Source organism: Microbacterium sp. Bi98 (assembly GCF_918698045.1).
Classification (GTDB): Bacteria; Actinomycetota; Actinomycetes; order Actinomycetales; family Microbacteriaceae; genus Microbacterium.
Window position 1 is genome coordinate 45,130 of sequence record NZ_CAKKLK010000003.1, and the last position, 16,211, is coordinate 61,340.

At 67.8% G+C, this 16,211-nt stretch carries 14 protein-coding genes; 10 read left to right on the forward strand and 4 right to left on the reverse strand.

Annotation, left to right across the window (positions count from 1 at the left end):
- Positions 1 to 10: 10 nt before the first annotated feature.
- Complete coding sequence (locus tag LQZ85_RS06905) at positions 11 to 1,939, forward strand: MinD/ParA family protein (protein ID WP_230100710.1); 1,929 nt, start codon at positions 11 to 13, stop codon at positions 1,937 to 1,939.
- Positions 1,939 to 2,430, forward strand: coding sequence for a peptide deformylase (gene def, locus LQZ85_RS06910; RefSeq protein WP_072591465.1), 492 nt, complete (start codon positions 1,939 to 1,941; stop codon positions 2,428 to 2,430). The genes LQZ85_RS06905 and def overlap by 1 nt, the downstream gene beginning before the upstream one ends.
- A gap of 58 nt (positions 2,431 to 2,488) precedes the next feature.
- Here the strand turns inward: def and LQZ85_RS06915 are convergent, their stop codons facing one another.
- Positions 2,489 to 4,321, reverse strand: coding sequence for an AMP-dependent synthetase/ligase (locus tag LQZ85_RS06915; protein ID WP_056278967.1), 1,833 nt, complete (start codon positions 4,319 to 4,321; stop codon positions 2,489 to 2,491).
- Positions 4,322 to 4,472: 151 nt separating this feature from the next.
- Between LQZ85_RS06915 and LQZ85_RS06920 the strand changes: the two genes are divergently transcribed.
- Together LQZ85_RS06920 and LQZ85_RS06925 are read left to right on the forward strand one after the other, a co-directional pair.
- Complete coding sequence (locus tag LQZ85_RS06920; RefSeq protein WP_053099163.1) at positions 4,473 to 5,171, forward strand: lysophospholipid acyltransferase family protein; 699 nt, start codon at positions 4,473 to 4,475, stop codon at positions 5,169 to 5,171.
- A gap of 37 nt (positions 5,172 to 5,208) precedes the next feature.
- A complete protein-coding gene (locus LQZ85_RS06925; protein WP_056278966.1) occupies positions 5,209 to 6,549 on the forward strand; it encodes a class II 3-deoxy-7-phosphoheptulonate synthase in 1,341 nt (446 codons plus the stop codon).
- 122 nt (positions 6,550 to 6,671) lie between these two features.
- On the opposite strand, the gene pknB is transcribed toward LQZ85_RS06925, so the two are convergent.
- Both pknB and LQZ85_RS06935 read right to left on the reverse strand, forming a co-directional pair.
- Entirely contained in the window at positions 6,672 to 8,618 is a 1,947-nt protein-coding gene (gene pknB, locus LQZ85_RS06930) for a Stk1 family PASTA domain-containing Ser/Thr kinase (protein ID WP_230100711.1), read from the reverse strand.
- A gap of 79 nt (positions 8,619 to 8,697) precedes the next feature.
- Entirely contained in the window at positions 8,698 to 9,894 is a 1,197-nt protein-coding gene (locus LQZ85_RS06935; protein WP_230100712.1) for a LysM peptidoglycan-binding domain-containing protein, read from the reverse strand.
- Positions 9,895 to 10,109: 215 nt separating this feature from the next.
- On the opposite strand from LQZ85_RS06935, the gene LQZ85_RS06940 reads away from it, so the two are divergent.
- Positions 10,110 to 10,454: an Rv2175c family DNA-binding protein gene (locus LQZ85_RS06940; protein WP_332257703.1), complete on the forward strand. Its 345-nt coding sequence runs from the start codon at positions 10,110 to 10,112 to the stop codon at positions 10,452 to 10,454.
- Between the two features lie 26 nt (positions 10,455 to 10,480).
- On the opposite strand, the gene LQZ85_RS06945 is transcribed toward LQZ85_RS06940, so the two are convergent.
- Positions 10,481 to 11,569 (reverse strand): polyprenyl synthetase family protein, encoded by a 1,089-nt coding sequence (locus LQZ85_RS06945; protein ID WP_230100713.1) that lies wholly within the window; start codon positions 11,567 to 11,569, stop codon positions 10,481 to 10,483.
- A gap of 98 nt (positions 11,570 to 11,667) precedes the next feature.
- Here LQZ85_RS06945 and LQZ85_RS06950 point away from each other — a divergent pair, with 98 nt between their 5' ends.
- From LQZ85_RS06950 to LQZ85_RS06970, 5 genes are all read left to right on the forward strand, one after another.
- Entirely contained in the window at positions 11,668 to 12,039 is a 372-nt protein-coding gene (locus LQZ85_RS06950) for a DUF3040 domain-containing protein (RefSeq protein WP_053096778.1), read from the forward strand.
- Between the two features lie 279 nt (positions 12,040 to 12,318).
- Positions 12,319 to 12,750 carry a division/cell wall cluster transcriptional repressor MraZ gene (mraZ, locus tag LQZ85_RS06955; RefSeq protein ID WP_053096776.1) on the forward strand — a complete coding sequence of 144 codons (432 nt, stop codon included), beginning with the start codon at positions 12,319 to 12,321 and terminating at the stop codon, positions 12,748 to 12,750.
- A 117-nt stretch (positions 12,751 to 12,867) separates the two neighbouring features.
- A complete protein-coding gene (gene rsmH / locus LQZ85_RS06960; protein WP_053096775.1) occupies positions 12,868 to 13,806 on the forward strand; it encodes a 16S rRNA (cytosine(1402)-N(4))-methyltransferase RsmH in 939 nt (312 codons plus the stop codon).
- The gene (locus LQZ85_RS06965; protein WP_053096773.1) at positions 13,803 to 14,378 is read left to right on the forward strand and encodes a hypothetical protein; all 576 of its coding nucleotides are present in this window, start codon (positions 13,803 to 13,805) and stop codon (positions 14,376 to 14,378) included. The genes rsmH and LQZ85_RS06965 overlap by 4 nt, the downstream gene beginning before the upstream one ends.
- Positions 14,379 to 14,417: 39 nt before the next feature.
- Positions 14,418 to 16,199 (forward strand): penicillin-binding protein 2, encoded by a 1,782-nt coding sequence (locus tag LQZ85_RS06970; protein WP_230100714.1) that lies wholly within the window; start codon positions 14,418 to 14,420, stop codon positions 16,197 to 16,199.
- Positions 16,200 to 16,211 lie beyond the last annotated feature (12 nt).

Below are 16,211 nucleotides of genomic sequence, written 5' to 3' on the forward strand. Positions count from 1 at the left end.
GAGTGACACAGTGACCCCGAAGAACGTGGCAGACAACCCGGACGATGAGTCCAGAGGGGTCCTCGACGACGCGACGTCGTTGGACACCTCGGCGATCGGGATCCTCGGCACCGCGCAGGTGAGCGTGGTGTTGCCGACGGACGATGACGACGACCTGGAAGACGACGGCGTCATCGAGGGCGAGGTCGTCGCGGATCTGATCGTCGACGAGCCCGTCGCCGCGGCGAAGGCTGCGGCGGAGATCGCACCGGCACCGCTCGGTGCGGCGCCGATGATCATCGAGCTGCCGCCGGAGCCCGCGAAGAAAGAGATCCAGCGACCCGAAGTCGAGGCGGAAGCAGAGCCCCAGGCGGAGCCTGAGCCTGCGGTAGAGCCTGAGTCTGAGGTCGAGCCTGAGTCCGCAGTCGAGCTTGAGCCTGAGCCTGAGCTCGAAGTTGAGCCTGAGGTCGAGCCCGAGCCTGAGCCTGAGGTCGAGCCCGAGCCCGAGCCCGAGCCTGAGCCTGAGCCTGAGGTCGAGTCCGAGCCTGAATCTGAGGTCGAGTCTGAGTCTGAGGTCGAGCGTGAAATCGAGCCCGAGCCCGAGCCCGAGCCCGAGCCCGAGCCCGAGCCCGCGGTCGCTCCCGCGACCGAATCGCAGTCGGAGACCGAACAGGACGCTCAGCCCGAGCCCCGGCGCACGCGTGAAAGCACTCCGGTGACTGCATCAGCCACGGATGCCGGCGCCGTTCCGTCCGCCAAGCCGGCTGCAGCGCCTGCTGACGCCGTCGCCGCGGAGGAGGCCGCTGCCGCCGCGGCGTTCATCGCCAAGGCGAAGGCGGACTTCGACGCCGCGCCGACCTCGAGGAGAGCATCGGCGGCATCATCTCTCGCCAAGAAGGAGACTTCGGCAATGGACGCACAGAAGCCCAGGAACGCCGTGGCACCCGCGACTCGATCGACCCGTGCCGACGTGCAGCTCGCGTCGAAGCGTCTGGACGACCTCGGCGACTCCTCTCGCGAGAGCGCCGACCTCCTCACCGCCGACCGACTGCTCGATCCGCACCGTCTCACCAAGCCCGAACCCGAAGGGGCGTGGAGTCACTTCCTCTACGCCATCTCGGGGCGTCGGATCAACATCGGTGACGGACGCCGCGCCCGCGAGCGGAAGGCTCTGAGCGCGCGGATCGCCGCTCCGATCGTCGGGGGAGCGCGGTTCGTCCCCGTGCTGTCGCGGAAGGGCGGAGTCGGCAAGACGACGATCACCGCTCTGCTGGGCATGGCCCTCGCCGACGCCAGGGACGATCGCGTCATCGCGGTCGACGCCAACCCCGACCGCGGCACCCTCGCCGAGCGCGTGGTGCGGCCGCACCACAACAAGTCGGTGCGCGACCTCGTCCGCATCCATGACGAGGTCAGGGGGTATCACGACATCTCTGCGATCGTCGCGCGAGATGCCACCCGCCTCGACGTGCTCGCGTCCGACTCGGACCCTCGGATCGCCGAGGCGTTCAGCGACAGCGACTATCGCGACGTGGCAGGCGTCGCCGCGCACTACTACTCGCTCGTGCTCACGGACACCGGAACCGGCATCGTGCACTCGGTCATGTCGGCCACGCTCGATCTGGCCGATCAGATCGTGATCGTGTCGGGGCTGAGCGTCGATGAGGCGCGGCTGGCGTCGGAGACCCTGACGTGGCTCGAGAGCAACGGGTACGCCGAGCAGGCCCGCGAGGCGGTCGTGGTGCTGAACCAGTCGACGCCCGGCGCCCCGCTGGTGCGCCTCAACGAGCTCGAAGCGCATTTCGGCACGAGGGCGAAGCATGTGGTGCGGATGCCGTATGACTCGCAGATCGCCGGGGGCGGGACCATCGTCTTCGCCAATCTCCAGCCTGAGACACGGGTGGCGGCACGGGAGCTGGCTGCGCTGCTCGTCGAAGGTCTGCGGGCGAAGGGCGCCTGATGGCGGTCCGTGAGATCCGGGTCTTCGGAGACCCCGTGCTTCGCACCGTCTGCGCACCGATCGACCGTATCGACGAGGGGGTGCGCGCGCTCGTCGCCGATCTGATCGACACCGTCGAGCTGCCTGGCCGTGCCGGTGTCGCGGCTCCGCAGATCGGCGTCGCGCTCCGCGCCTTCAGCTACAACATCGACGGTGACATCGGTTACGTGCTCAATCCCGTCCTGACCGAGGTCCGGGGTGAGCCGGTGCCCACGGGGGAGGGCTGCCTGTCGGTTCCCGGCCTGTGGCACGACGCCCTGCGACACCCGTGGGCCCGCGTCGAGGGCATCGACCTCGACGGCGAGCCGGTGGTGCTCGAAGGAAGCGGTCTGCTGGCGCAGGCGCTCCAGCACGAGACCGATCACCTCGATGGGAAGCTCTACCTCACGAGGCTGGATGCCGAGACCCGCAAGCGTGCGATGCGCGAGGTCAGAGAGAGCGCCTGGTTCTGATCCCCGGACACTGAGAAAGGCCCCGCCGGAGCGGGGCCTTTCTGCTGTCTCGCGAGCCTCAGCCGCCGATCGCGACGTTGGTCGTCGAGACGGGTTCGTCGTAGATGGCAGCGATCTCGTCGGCGAAGTCGCTCATGATCACGTTGCGCTTGATCGACAGCTTCGGAGTGAGGTGACCGGAGGCCTCGGTCCATTCGCTGTCGAGAACGGTGAACTTGCGGATGGACTCCGCGCGCGACACGCGCGCGTTGGCGGCATCGACCGCCTTCTGGATCTCGGCACGGACGGCATCGTTCGTGGCGGCCTCGGCGAGCGACATCTCCTTCGGGAGGCCGGCGTTGCCGAGCCAGGTCGGCAGCATCTCGGGATCCAGCGTGATGAGCGCGGAGATGAACGGACGCTGGTCGCCGACGACGACGACCTGTCCGATGATCGGATTCGCGCGGATCGGGTCTTCCAGCGCGGCCGGCGCGACGTTCTTTCCGCCGGCCGTGACGATGATCTCCTTCTTGCGACCGGTGATGGTCAGGAAGCCCTCGGAGTCGAAGCTGCCGATGTCGCCCGTGTGGAACCAGCCGCCGTCGCTGAACGCCTCTGCGGTCGCCTCGGGGTTGTTCCAGTACTCCTTGAAGACGTTGATGCCGCGGACCTGGATCTCACCGTCGTCCGCGAGTCGCACACCCACACCGGGGAGCGCGGGGCCGACGGTGCCGATCTTCGACTTGTCGGCCAGGTTCACGGTCGCCGGAGCAGTCGTCTCGGTGAGACCGTATCCCTCGAGGATCACGACGCCGAGGCTGTGGAAGAAGTGGCCCAGACGCGAACCGAGGGGAGCGGAGCCCGACACCGCGTAGACGACTCTGCCGCCCATGGCTTCACGCAGCTTGCTGTAGACGAGCTTGTTGAAGAGTGCGAACTTGAGCTTCGTCCCGATCGGGATGCTCTTGCCCTCCTCGACGAGCTTCGAGTGCTGGATGGCGACGTCGGCGGCGGCGCGGAAGATCTTCCCCTTCCCACCGGCCTCGGCCTTCTGCTCGGCGGAGTTGTAGACCTTCTCGAAGACGCGCGGCACGGCGAGGAGGTAGGTCGGCTTGAACGACCCGAGCGCCGGCAGCAGCTGTCGAGTGTCGGGCTGGTGTCCGGTGCGCACGCCGGCGTGGATGTTGAGGATCGAGATGAAGCGCGCGAACACGTGTGCTGTCGTGATGAAGAGCAGCGTGGAGGAACCCGGTGTCTGAACCACTGCGTCGAGTGCCGTCGCGGAATTGCGGCACAGCTCGACGAAGTTGCTGTGCGTGAGGACGCAGCCCTTGGGGCGGCCGGTCGACCCCGAGGTGTAGATGAGGGTGGCGATGTCAGAACCGACGGCGATGTTGCGGAGACGCTCGATCTCGGCATCGGTGACGGATGCGCCCTGGGCGGTCAGCGAATCGATCGCTCCGAGGTGCAGCTGCCACACCTCGCGGAGCAGCGGGAGGTCGCCGCGCACCTCATCGAGCCGAGCGAAGTGCTCCGGTGACTCGACCACGAGGGCGATGGCACCGGAATCCTCGAGGATCCACTGGATCTGCGACGGAGAGCTGGTCTCGTAGATCGGGACCATCACGGCGCCGGCGTAGAACAGCGCGAAGTCGACGAGAGTCCACTCGTAGGTCGTGCGTGCGAGGAAGCCCACCTTCTCACCCGGCTGGATGCCCGCGGCGACGAAGCCCTTGGCCAGCGCGATGACCGCAGTCTCGAAGTCGGCTGCGGTGATGTCGCGCCATCCGTCGCCATCGGGCACTGCGAAGAGGGGGCGATCGGGAGTCGCCTGGACGCGCTTCGCCAGCAGGTCGGCGATGTTCGCGTCTGGGTCGGCGGGGACGACGGCGGGGACTTCAAACTGGACCACGGCAGCTCCTTCGGTACCGGTCGGGCACTGGGTTGCACACGAGTCTAGAGCATGACACTCGGTCGCAAATCAGGTGACACTCAGTCGCCGATCGGGTCTCGCGAGACCGCGGCTGTGGCGGATGCCGAGCACGACGCTAGACTTCACCTCGATGTTCTACTGGCTGATGAAGTACGTGGCGATCGGTCCCGTGGTCAAAGCGATATTCCGACCATGGGTGGTCGGGCGCGCGAACATCCCGGCGAACGGCGCGGCGATCCTCGCCAGCAACCACCTCTCCTTCGCCGATTCCATCTTCCTGCCGCTGATGATCGACCGACCGATGTCGTTCCTCGCCAAGAGCGACTACTTCACCGGGCGCGGGATCAAGGGCTGGGCCACCAAGTTCTTCATGAAGGCGACAGGGCAGATCCCGATCGACCGCTCCGGCGGCAAGGCGTCCGAGGCCTCTCTCAACACCGGGCTGCAGGTCCTCGGACGCGGCGACCTGCTCGGGATCTATCCGGAGGGCACGCGGAGCCCCGACGGCCGGCTCTACCGTGGCCGCACGGGCATCGCCCGGATGGCGATGGAGGCGAAGGTCCCGGTGATCCCGGTGATCATGGTCGACACCGACACCGCTATGCCCATCGGGCAGCGCCTGCCGCGCGTGGTGCGGGTCGGGATCGTCATCGGAGAGCCCCTGGACTTCTCCCGCTACGCGGGCATGGAGAACGATCGCTACATCCTCCGCTCGGTCACGGACGAGATCATGGTCGCCCTCCAGCGACTGGGTGAACAGCAGTACGACGACGTGTACGCATCGACCGTGAAGGACCGGCTCCCGGCCCGCGTCACACAGCGCTCCTGAGGCATCCCGGCTTCGTCACGAGCACTAGGCTGGACACATGCTCCAGCACCACATCGACGCGCTTGATGCGTGGCGCTCGCTCCCGATCAAACAGCAGCCTCAGTGGCTCGACGCAGAGCGTGTCTCCGAGGTCTCCACGCAGATCTCGACGCTCCCGCCCCTGGTGTTCGCCGGCGAGGTCGACAACCTTCGCGATCGTCTTGCGCGAGCAGCGTCCGGCAAGGCGTTCCTGCTGCAGGGTGGCGACTGCGCAGAGACCTTTGCGGGTGCCACCGCCGACCAGATCCGCAACAGGATCAAGACGGTCCTGCAGATGGCCGTGGTGCTGACGTACGGCGCATCGATGCCCGTGGTGAAGATGGGTCGCATGGCCGGCCAGTTCGCCAAGCCGCGGTCGAGCGACACCGAGACCCGTGGCGATGTCACGCTTCCCGCTTACCGCGGCGACATCGTGAACGGCTACGACTTCACCGAGGCGTCCCGCCGCGCCGATCCCGGCCGCCTGCTGCAGGGATACCACACGGCCGCGTCGACGCTGAACCTCATCCGCGCGTTCACGCAGGGTGGCTTCGCCGATCTGCGCGAGGTGCACTCGTGGAACAAGGGCTTCGCGCAGAACCCGGCGAACCAGCGCTACGAGCGCATGGCGGCCGAGATCGACCGGGCCATCAAGTTCATGGAGGCGGCCGGCGCCGACTTCGACGAGCTCACCCGCGTCGAGTTCTTCACCGGGCACGAGGGCCTGCTGATGGACTACGAGCGCCCGATGACCCGCATCGACTCCCGTACGGACACGCCGTTCAACACCTCGGCGCACTTCCTGTGGATCGGGGAGCGCACGCGCGAGCTCGACGGTGCGCACGTCGACTACTTCTCGAAGATCCGCAACCCCATCGGCGTGAAGCTCGGTCCGACCACGTCACCCGAGACGGCGCTCGCGCTGATCGACAAGCTCGACCCCGACCGCGAGCCGGGCCGTCTGACGTTCATCACGCGCATGGGCGCGGGCAAGATCCGCGACGCGCTGCCGCCGCTGCTCGAGGCCGTCCGCGACTCGGGCGCGCAGCCGCTGTGGGTCACCGACCCCATGCACGGCAACGGCATCACGACGCCCACGGGGTACAAGACGCGTCGCTTCGATGACGTCGTCGACGAGGTCCGCGGCTTCTTCGAGGCACACCGGGCCGTGGGCACGTTCCCCGGCGGCATCCACGTCGAGCTCACCGGTGACGACGTCACCGAGTGTCTGGGCGGATCCGAGCACATCGACGAGGCCGCCCTCGCGACCCGCTACGAGAGCCTGTGCGACCCGCGTCTCAACCACATGCAGTCGCTCGAGCTCGCCTTCCTCGTGGCCGAAGAGCTCGAGAAGCGCTGACCACGATCCATCAGACAGAAGGGTCCTCTCCGTAGTCGGAAAGGACCCTTTCTGTGTGGTGGCGGCGGCGACGGGCGGCCGGCGTGCGGCCGCGCGCGATAAGCGCGGGGACCGCCCGCCTCCTAGAACGCGCTGCTGCGGATCTGGAGGGTGATCTCGGTGCCCTTCGGGCGCTGCGCGCCGGCACCCGGATCGGACCCGCTGACCTCGGTGAAGTCGTTGGGGAACGCGTTCCAGATGCCGTTCCAGGTCGGTTCGAAACCGGCATCCCGGATCACCTGTGCGGCCTCGTCGCGGCTCATCCCCTCGACCTCGGGCACGGGGAACAGTTCGGGTCCCTTCGAGACGATCAGCTGAACGGTATCGCCGGGGCGCCGATTGCCCTCTTCGGCGCGGTCGGTGACGCCGATGACGACATCCTTCGCGACCGAGTCGCTGAAGACGAACTGCGAGTCCGGGTTGACCTCGACGCCCTTGTCGCGCAGCGTGTTCGTCGCCTGATCGACGCTCATTCCCGCGACATCGGGGAACGCGCCGGCGGAGACGTACAGCTCGACCGTGTCGTCCTCGCGCAGCTCGCAGCCCTCGGCGCACGCATAGATTTCGCCGCCGTCGCGAGGCGTCACGAAGGCGTTGATCACGCGCCCGGTCTCGGCGTCGGAGAAGAGCTGCAGGGAGGTCTCTGTGACGTTGATCCTGATGTCCGCGAGGTAGTCGCGAGCTTCCTGCTCGGTCTTGCCGTTGAGGGTCTCCACCGTGTGCGATGCCGGACCCGAGGACACGAAGACGGTGATCTCGGTGCCCTTGTCGAGGCGTTCGCCCTCGCCGGGGTCCGTACGGATCGTCTCACCGGCGGCGATGTCGATGGAGCTCTCCTCGCCGCGCACCGGCACGAAGCCCTCTGCAGTCAACGCCGATGCGGCGTCGTCGTACGACAGACCGGCCACCTCCGGGACGGCGACGAGTGAACCAGGACCGGACCCGAACCACCAGCCGACACCACCGGCGACGGTCGCGAGAAGCAGCACCAGCGTCAGAAGGAACGCTCCGCGCGCGCGACGTCGTGACGAGCGGCGACGCAGGAGCGTCGCGTTGTCGACGGCAGCCGTGACCGGGGCGGTCGGGTCGGCGATGACCATCGTGCTCGGCATGACCTTGGTGAGGTCCGCGGAGTCGGCCTGCGAGCGCTGCGACGTCGTCGCAGCGGCGACGGCGGGTGCGATTCCGAGCCCGCGCTCGATCTCGCGCAGTCGCTCCAGCATCTGCTGCGCATCGTCGGGACGCTCATCCGGCGATTTCTCCGTGGCCCAGAGCACGAGTTCGTCGAGCTCCTCCGGCACGCCGGGATTGCGCACGCTCGGGCGCGGCACGGACTCGGTGGCGTGCTGGAAGGCGATCTGCATGGGCTGCTCGCCCTTGTACGGCTGTTCGCCGACGAGCATCTCGTACAGCATGATGCCCAGCGCGTAGATGTCGCTTCTGGCGTCGGCAGTGCCGCGAGTGACGAGCTCGGGTGCGAGATAGGCGATGGTTCCGAGCAGCTGCTGTCCGGTGGCCGTGTTCGCGGTGGTCGCACGGGCGAGACCGAAGTCGCCGATCTTGATGCGTCCGTCTTCGGCCAGCAGCACGTTCTCGGGCTTCACGTCACGGTGCACGATCCCGGCGCGGTGCGCTGCGGAGAGGCCGGCGAGGACGGCATCCATGATGGTGATCGTCTGCGGGATCGTGAGCCGCTTCTGCTCGCGCAGCAGTTCGCGCAGCGTGATGCCGGGAAGGTACTCCATCACCAGGTATGCGAGTTCGCCGTCCTGGCCCTGGTCGAACACGTTGACGACGTGGGGATCGGCCAGCCGCGCGGCAGCTCGTGCCTCTTGGATGAACCGGCTCTGGAAGGCGGAGTCGTCGCTCAGGTGCGCGTGCATGACCTTCAGAGCGATGCGCCGCTCGAGGCGGAGATCGGTGGCGACATAGACGGTCGCCATGCCTCCACGGGCGATTCGGGCGCGCACGCGGTACCGACCGTCGACAAGCCGCCCGATGAGGGGGTCGGCCTGCTGATTGGTCGTCACGTCAAGATTCTATGGAGAACTGCCTGAAAGCCCCGGGAGCGGCTCGCCCCTTGCACCTGCGGGTTTGCCCGGAAGCCCGTCACCCGTGGACACCGAGCCACTGGTGGGCCTGGGTCTCCCACTGGCCGTAACGATCGGGGTACGCGGAGATCTGGACAGCCTGCGCGGCATCCGTGAACGACATGCTCTCCCAGCCTGAGATGTCGAAGAGACCCCGGGAGGCCTGCCCGTTCGGGTCCGACGAGCCGCCGAAGAAGACACGGGTGCTCCGGTCGGCGTCGACCGCCTGCTCGGGCGAACCCCAGCCCATGCTGGGGCGCTGCTGGAAGAGGCCGAGGGAGTCGCGGTCACCCCACGACAGATTGCGCAGGCTGGATTCGACCATGGCGGTGGCGAGAGCGATCGCGATGGCGCGGTCGGGCGCGCCGAGCTCGCGTCCGACGCGGATGATGAGCGAGGCGTTCGCGGCCTGTTCGGCGTCGAGGTTCGCGAACAGCTGGGGAGGGGGCGTGGCCGCCGCCGGGGCGGGCGTCGGAGCCGGAGCCGGAGCGGCCGCGACGGTCAGCGACTGGCCGGGGTAGATGATGGCTCCGGAACCCAGGCCGTTCAGCGCGAGGAGCTGCGCGACGGTCGTGCCGTACTTCTTCGCGATGGCGAACAGGGTGTCTCCTGCGGCGACAGCGTGCGCCTGGCCACCGGTCGCGGTCGGAACGGGGGCGGCTGTCTGCGCGGGGGATGCCGGTGGTGCGGCCGACGGAGCTGACTCGCCGCTGAGCGCGAGCTGCTGGCCGGGGTAGATCACGGACGACCGGTCAAGGCCGTTCGCGGCGAGAACAGCGTCGACGCTCGTCCCGTGCTTCTGCGCGATGCCGAACACGGTCTCGCCGGCGACGACGGTGTGCGTCGCCGTCGGAGCCGCCTGGACCGGGGCCGGGGCCGGCGAGGGGGCACTCGCTCCTGCCAACGACAGCGTCTGCCCCGGGTAGATCACCGAACGCCAACTGAGTCCGTTCCAAGCCAGGACCTCGACGGTGCGCAGACCGAACCGGTTCGCGATCGACGAGATCGTGTCGCCCGGCCGCACCGTGTACACGGCAGGAGGCGCCTCGGTCGGCGCGATCCGCGTCGGCGTCGCCTGCAGTCGTTCGATCGGAGACGAGACCGCGTCGGCGGATGCGGGGGTGGCAGCGATCCCCGCAGACAGTGTGCCCAGGAGGGCGGCGGGCACCCCGAGCTGAAGAGTGCGCGTTCGTCGCGCGACGGCAGGCGTTCTCACGGGGATCCCCCTTGTTCGGCGTCCGCCCACGCTGACATGGATGTAAACGGATGTCAACAGGAGTGACGGATGGTGCGGATGGTGCCGATGTGAACCCGAGCCCCGATGCGGAAAGTGCGATCAGCGCTCAGAGGTGAGATAGTTGCAACGTGTCTGTGCCGTCTGAAAGCAACCCGTCTGAAACCTCGCAGCCCGAGGCTGCGTCCGCGAACGCCGTGAGCGCCGCCGGCGTCACCGCCACCGAGTGGCTCACGATGCCCGACCTCGTGGAGGTCCTCGACGAGGCCCTCGGTCGTGTGCGCAGGCTCATCGACGAGCACTACCTCGTCGGCTCGCGCCGCTCCGGCGTGTTCGCGGTTCCGTCGGTGTTCATCGTCGACAACCACCCGCTGCCCTCGCTGCGCGGCACGATCATCGTGCTTCAGGATGCGGGCTTCTCCGACGACGAGGTCATCGACTGGCTCCTCGCTCCCGAGGAGGAACTGGGTCGCTCGCCGATCGATGCGCTCCTGGCCGGACACAAGAGTGCTGTCCGCAGGGTCGCCCGCACCCTCGCCTGAACCGAGGTCTCTGAAGCGGTTCGCGCTCAGGCCGAGCGCACCGTCGCAGCGCGTGCGAGATCGCGCAGGTCTCCGACAGCGGTGGTGTCGAGCCGCGCTCCGGAGAGAGCGCGATCTGCTTCCCGCGCATAGTCGTCGATCATCCGCTCCACGCGCTCCAGGGCGCCGGAGGCCGTGATCGTCGCCTGAAGGAATGCGACCTGCTCGCTGGTGAGGTCGGGATCGCCGAGCATCTCATCGAACAGGGTGCGAGCGGACGCGTCGAGAGTCTGCCTCGTCAGAGCGACCAGCACGGTGCGCTTGCCCTCGCGCAGGTCGTCACCGGCAGGTTTGCCGGTCACGGCGGCGTCGCCGTAGACGCCGAGCAGGTCGTCGCGCAGCTGGAAGGCCATCCCGACCGGATGGCCGAACTCGCGAAGCGCCAGAAGCTGGTCCGCGTCGGCATCCGCGATCGCTGCTCCGAGCACGAGGGGCTGCTCGATGCTGTACCTCGCGGATTTGAGGGAGACGACGCGAAGCGCACGCTCGACGTGCGAGTCCGTGGCGTGGACGCTCCAGGCGGACTCCTCCGCGATGTCGAGGAATTGGCCCACGGTGACGTCCCGGCGCATCCGTCCGTATTCGCGGCGGACCGCCGAGGCATGGGGGAGCGGCTCGATCGCCTCCTCGAGGAGGTCGTCGCTCCAGGCCACCAGCAGGTCACCGAGCAGGATCGCCGACGAGCGGCCGAAGGCGGCGGGGTCGCCTCGCCATCCGGCTGCGACGTGCGCGCCTTCGAGCGCGCGGTGGGCCGCCGGACGTCCCCGCCTCGTGTCGGAGTTGTCGATCAGGTCGTCGTGCACCAGTGCGGCCGACTGGAAGATCTCCAGAGCCGCGCAGACGTCCCAGAGGCCCGTCGATTCTTCGGCGTCGCGGTCGCGGAAACGTGCGACCGACTGCCATCCCGCGTGGCAGAAACGGGCCCGCAGGCGCTTGCCACCCACCAGGGTGTCGGCTGCCGAGTCGATCAGGCCTTCGGCATCCGGGCCGTATTCGGCCGACTCGCCTCGCATCCGGTCGAGGAAGAGGCGCAGGCGTGCGGCGACGGCGTCGGAGACAAATGAGGGGGACGGCACGACTCCCAGCATACGTAAAGCCAACGGAGGCCCTTGAAGCTAGCCCGCAGCGGCATACCGCGCGTAGAATGGACGGACGAATACCCGAGGGGGACGAAATGCCACTCTCCGAACAGGAGCAGCGTCTGCTCGACGAGATGGAACGCCATCTCCTCCACAACGACGCCGATGTCGTCACTGCGCCGTCTGGTGACCGCGCTCTCAGCTACCGCAACCTCGTGTACGGAGCCCTTCTGCTCCTCGCCGGTGTGGGCGGGCTGATCGTCGGAGTCGTCCTCGGGGACGTCTGGGGAGTCGTGGTCGGAGTGATCGGATTCGCCGCCATGCTCGGCGGCGTCATGATCGCTGTGACCCCCGTCCGCAAGCCCCTCTCCGCTGCACCCCGCGAACGCGCGGCGAAGCAGCAGAGCTCAGCGTCCTTCATGGATCGCATGAACGATCGATGGGACCGCCGCCAAGACGGCAACTGACCCACACACCTTCACGAAGGCCCGGATGCTCTGAGCATCCGGGCCTTCGTGCGTTCGGACCCGTATGCCGGCCCGGGGCTGCGTCGTGATGCCGGGCTCCGTCCTCCACTCGCGCTCCACCATCCTCCACCGCCCTTGAGCCGCGGAAATCCGCGGCTCTTTGTCGTACGCGCACTCACAGGAGCGGTCTGGACAGGGATTGATCGTAGGTTTGTGGAGGAAAGTGGAGTAAAGTGGGGCGCACCTCGAGTTGGCCGGACGGAGAGGGGGTGATGGCTGATGTTGCTGGGAACGCATTCTCCGAAGTTGGACGACAAAGGACGGGTCATCCTTCCTGCGAAGTTCCGCGAAGACCTCGGTGGCGGCATCGTCGTCACCCGAGGGCAGGAACGCTGCCTCTACGTCTTCAGCACGGCCGAGTTCGAGACGATGCACGAGCGGATCCGCCAGGCGCCGCTCGCGAACAAGCAGGCGCGTGACTTCATGCGCCTGTTCCTCTCCGGTGCGAGTGCGGAGATGCCCGACAGTCAGAACCGCATCACCATCCCCGTGCACCTCCGTCAATACGCGGGGCTGCAGAAGGAGCTCATCGTCACCGGAGTCGGCGCCCACGCCGAGATCTGGGATGCGGAGAGCTGGAACACCTACCTCGCAGCAGGCGAGGAGACCTACGCAGATCTCGAGCAGGAGGTGATTCCGGGCCTCTTCTGACCACGGCTGTGATGCCCCGCCGCTCCTGCCCCGACACACTTCCCCGGTGCCGGGTCGTGAAGCGGAGGGGGATCAGGGCCCTGGTCACCGAGATACAGAGATCACCCGAGAAAGATCATGAACCTCCGCGACATCCACACCCCCGTACTCCTCGAACGCTGCGTCGAGCTTCTCGCCCCTGCGCTGCAGGCGGACGGAGCGGTGCTCGTCGATGCCACCCTCGGCATGGGCGGTCACTCCGAAGCGCTGCTCGAGCGGTTCCCGAACATCCGCCTCGTCGGCCTCGATCGGGACACCGACGCTCTACGCATCGCGGGGGAGCGTCTCGCTCGTTTCCGTGACCGGGTGACGCTGGTGCACACGGTCTATGACGAGATCGGACTGCACGCTCAGGGCGCCTCGGGCATCCTCTTCGACCTGGGCGTCTCGTCGCTGCAGCTCGATGAAGCCGAACGCGGCTTCGCCTACTCGAAGGATGCGCCGCTGGACATGCGGATGGATCAGACGAAGGGCGTGACGGCCGCCGAGGTGATCGCGACCTACACCGAAGGCAACCTGCGTCGCATCTTCGAGCGCTATGGCGAGGAGAAGCTCGCGGGACGCTATGCGCGCTTCATCATCGCCGCACGCGAGAAGAAGCCGATCACGCGCTCCGGCGAACTCGTCGAGATCCTCCAGGCGGCGACGCCCGCAGCTGCTCAGCGGGCCGGGCACCCGGCCAAGCGCGTCTTCCAGGCGCTGCGGATCGAAGTGAACACCGAGCTCAACGTACTCGCGGATGCGATTCCCGCAGCCATGGATGCGCTCGCGGTCGGCGGACGCATCGTGGTGATGTCGTACCAGTCTCTCGAGGACCGACTCGTGAAGCAGGCCTTCGCCGCCGGTGCAGCCTCCACCGCACCGCGGGGACTCCCCGTCGAGCTGCCGGAGCACGCGCCGCGGTTCCGCATCATCACCAAGGGTGCGGAGCTCGCCGACGACGCCGAACGGGCTCGCAACCCCCGCGCCATCCCCGTCCGACTGCGTGCCGCAGAGAAAGTGCGTGAGAGCTCATGAGTCTGAACGTCGCAGCGCCGAGGCCGAGGGCGCTCCCCGAGGCACCCGAACGCGCACCGCGTCGGCGTCTCGAGCCGGTGACGGGAACCCCCGTCCGCCGCAAGCCGAAGCTCGCCTACGCGCTGGTGGCGCTCGCAGGAGCCATGGCCATCGGAGGCGTGCAGATCGGCCTCTCGCTGGCGATCACCCAGGACTCCTTCGTGCTGGCAGGCCTCACGTCGCAGCAGCACGAACTGGATCTGCGGACGAACGCCCTGCAGGAGGATCTCACCGGGATGAGCTCTCCCCAGTCGCTCGCCGCCAGTGCCGCATCCCTGGGCATGGTCGTGGCAGGGGCCCCGTCCTACCTCCGCCTGAGCGATGGAGCCGTCTTCGGCCAGGGAACCGGCGCGACCGGCTCGTCGACCATCGATCCGAACGGCGCCGGCGCGGTGAGCAACTCCCTGCTGAACGACGTGCCGGTGAACGCCTCCACGGCAGACGACCCCGCGCCCGACGGAGCGGCCGGGCACTCTGCGCAGGAGCTTCCGCCGGCGATCACCGACGGACTCCCGAGCCCCAGCACTCGCTAGACGACCACACCCACCATCGAGACCTGACGGAGAGAGTCCATGACGACACGAGCCACCCGGACACCCCGGCGACGCACGGTCGTCGCTCTCGCGGTGATCCTGGCGATCCTGGCCGCCTTCGTCGTGCGGCTCGTCGACATCCAGGTGGTGAAGGCCGACGAGCACGTCGCACAGTCGCTCGAGTTCATCGCGCACCGCACCGCGATTCCCGGTGAACGCGGCTCGGTGGTCGACAGCGACGGATCCGTGCTGGCCGAGAGCGTCATGGTCTACGACGCGCAGCTCAGCCCCCAGGTCATCCGCCTCCTGGAGGAGGACGAGAAGAACCCGCCGCCACTGCCCTGGGCTGAGGCGTCTACGCGCATCGCCGAGATCATGGGGCTGGATGCGGACGAGCTGCGTGCCGATGTCGCCGCTGCCCTCGCCGAGAACCCCGATTCGCAGTACCTGCCGCTGGTCAAGGGCCTCAGCACCGAGAAGTACATCGAGCTGCGCGACCTCAAGGTCGGCTCGTATCTCGTGATGAAGCCGCGCGAGGTCAGGGTCTACCCGAACGGCGCCGTGGCGGGAAACCTGCTCGGATACCTCGACGGGACCGGCACTGCGCAGGCCGGCATCGAGAAGATGGACGAGAAGTGCCTCGCCCCCACGGACGGCGAGGAGTCGTACCGCACCGGCAAGAACTCCGTCGTCATCCCCGGCAGTGAGAGCAGGGTGGACGCGGTCGACGGCGGCACCGTGCAGCTCACGATCAACAGCGACCTGCAGTGGTACATGCAGCAGATGATCGCCGAAGAGGCGCAGGCCCAGGGCGCCAAGGGCGGCACCGTCACCGTGGTCGAGGTGGGCACCGGAAAGATCCGCGCCGCGGCCGAATGGCCCACCATGGACCCGAACGATCTCGACGCCTCAGCGCCCGAGACGTGGGTGAGCAAGCTCTTCACCTACCCGTTCGAGCCGGGATCGACGTTCAAGGCCGTGACGGCCGCTGCGGTGATGGAGAACGGCGGTGTGACGATGACGAGTCCCACGGTGTCGGCCTCCTCGCACGAGAAGTTCGACAACGGCGCCGTGATCAACGACGCGTTCGTGCACCCGACCTTCCAGTACACCCTCGCCGGCGCGCTCATCGATTCATCGAACGTCGCGCTGTCGAAGTTCGGCACGATGGTGAGCCCGGACGTCCGTCACGACTACCTCGAGCGCTTCGGCGTCGGCGAGACGACGATCGGCTTCCCCAGTGAGACCTCGGGGGAGATCCACCCCACGAGCGAGTGGGACAACCAGTCGCTCTACACCACCACGTTCGGTCAGTACTTCACGGTCACGGCGCCGCAGCTCGCCGGTGCCTACCAGGCGATCGCCAACGGCGGCGAGAAGATCGGTCTCTCGCTGATCGAGTCCTGCACGGCCGCTGACGGCACGGTGGTCACGCCGGGTGCTCCCGAGCCCGAGCAGATCATCAAGCCCCAGACCGCGGCCGACCTCACGCGGATGCTCGAGAACGTGGCCGTCCAGGGCGGCAACGCCGACCGCATCCAGGTTCCCGGCTACCGGGTGACCAGCAAGACGGGTACCGCGCAGATCCCGGACGGCAAGGGCGGCTACAAGTCGGGCGTCTACTACACGAGCATGGTGGGCTTCGCGCCGGTCGACGATCCGCAGTACGTCGTGGTGGTGACTCTCGACGAGCCGACTAGAGTTACATCGTCTGCTGCTACCGCTTCTGCCTTCCAGAAGGCGATGACCCAGACCATGAAGACCTACCGCGTGATGCCGTCCTCCAGCCCGATGGACGCACTGCTTCCGAAGTTCGAATAGACGGCGCCCCGC

Excerpts from the sequence above, each read along its gene's own strand:
- def (WP_072591465.1), top strand. The coding sequence starts at position 1,939 with ATGGCGGTCCGTGAGATCCGGGTCTTCGGAGACCCCGTGCTTCGCACC.
- LQZ85_RS06920 (WP_053099163.1), top strand. The coding sequence starts at position 4,473 with ATGTTCTACTGGCTGATGAAGTACGTGGCGATCGGTCCCGTGGTCAAA.
- LQZ85_RS06925 (WP_056278966.1), top strand. The coding sequence starts at position 5,209 with ATGCTCCAGCACCACATCGACGCGCTTGATGCGTGGCGCTCGCTCCCG.
- LQZ85_RS06950 (WP_053096778.1), top strand. The coding sequence starts at position 11,668 with ATGCCACTCTCCGAACAGGAGCAGCGTCTGCTCGACGAGATGGAACGC.
- mraZ (WP_053096776.1), top strand. The coding sequence starts at position 12,319 with ATGTTGCTGGGAACGCATTCTCCGAAGTTGGACGACAAAGGACGGGTC.
- rsmH (WP_053096775.1), top strand. The coding sequence starts at position 12,868 with ATGAACCTCCGCGACATCCACACCCCCGTACTCCTCGAACGCTGCGTC.
- LQZ85_RS06965 (WP_053096773.1), top strand. The coding sequence starts at position 13,803 with ATGAGTCTGAACGTCGCAGCGCCGAGGCCGAGGGCGCTCCCCGAGGCA.
- LQZ85_RS06970 (WP_230100714.1), top strand. The coding sequence starts at position 14,418 with ATGACGACACGAGCCACCCGGACACCCCGGCGACGCACGGTCGTCGCT.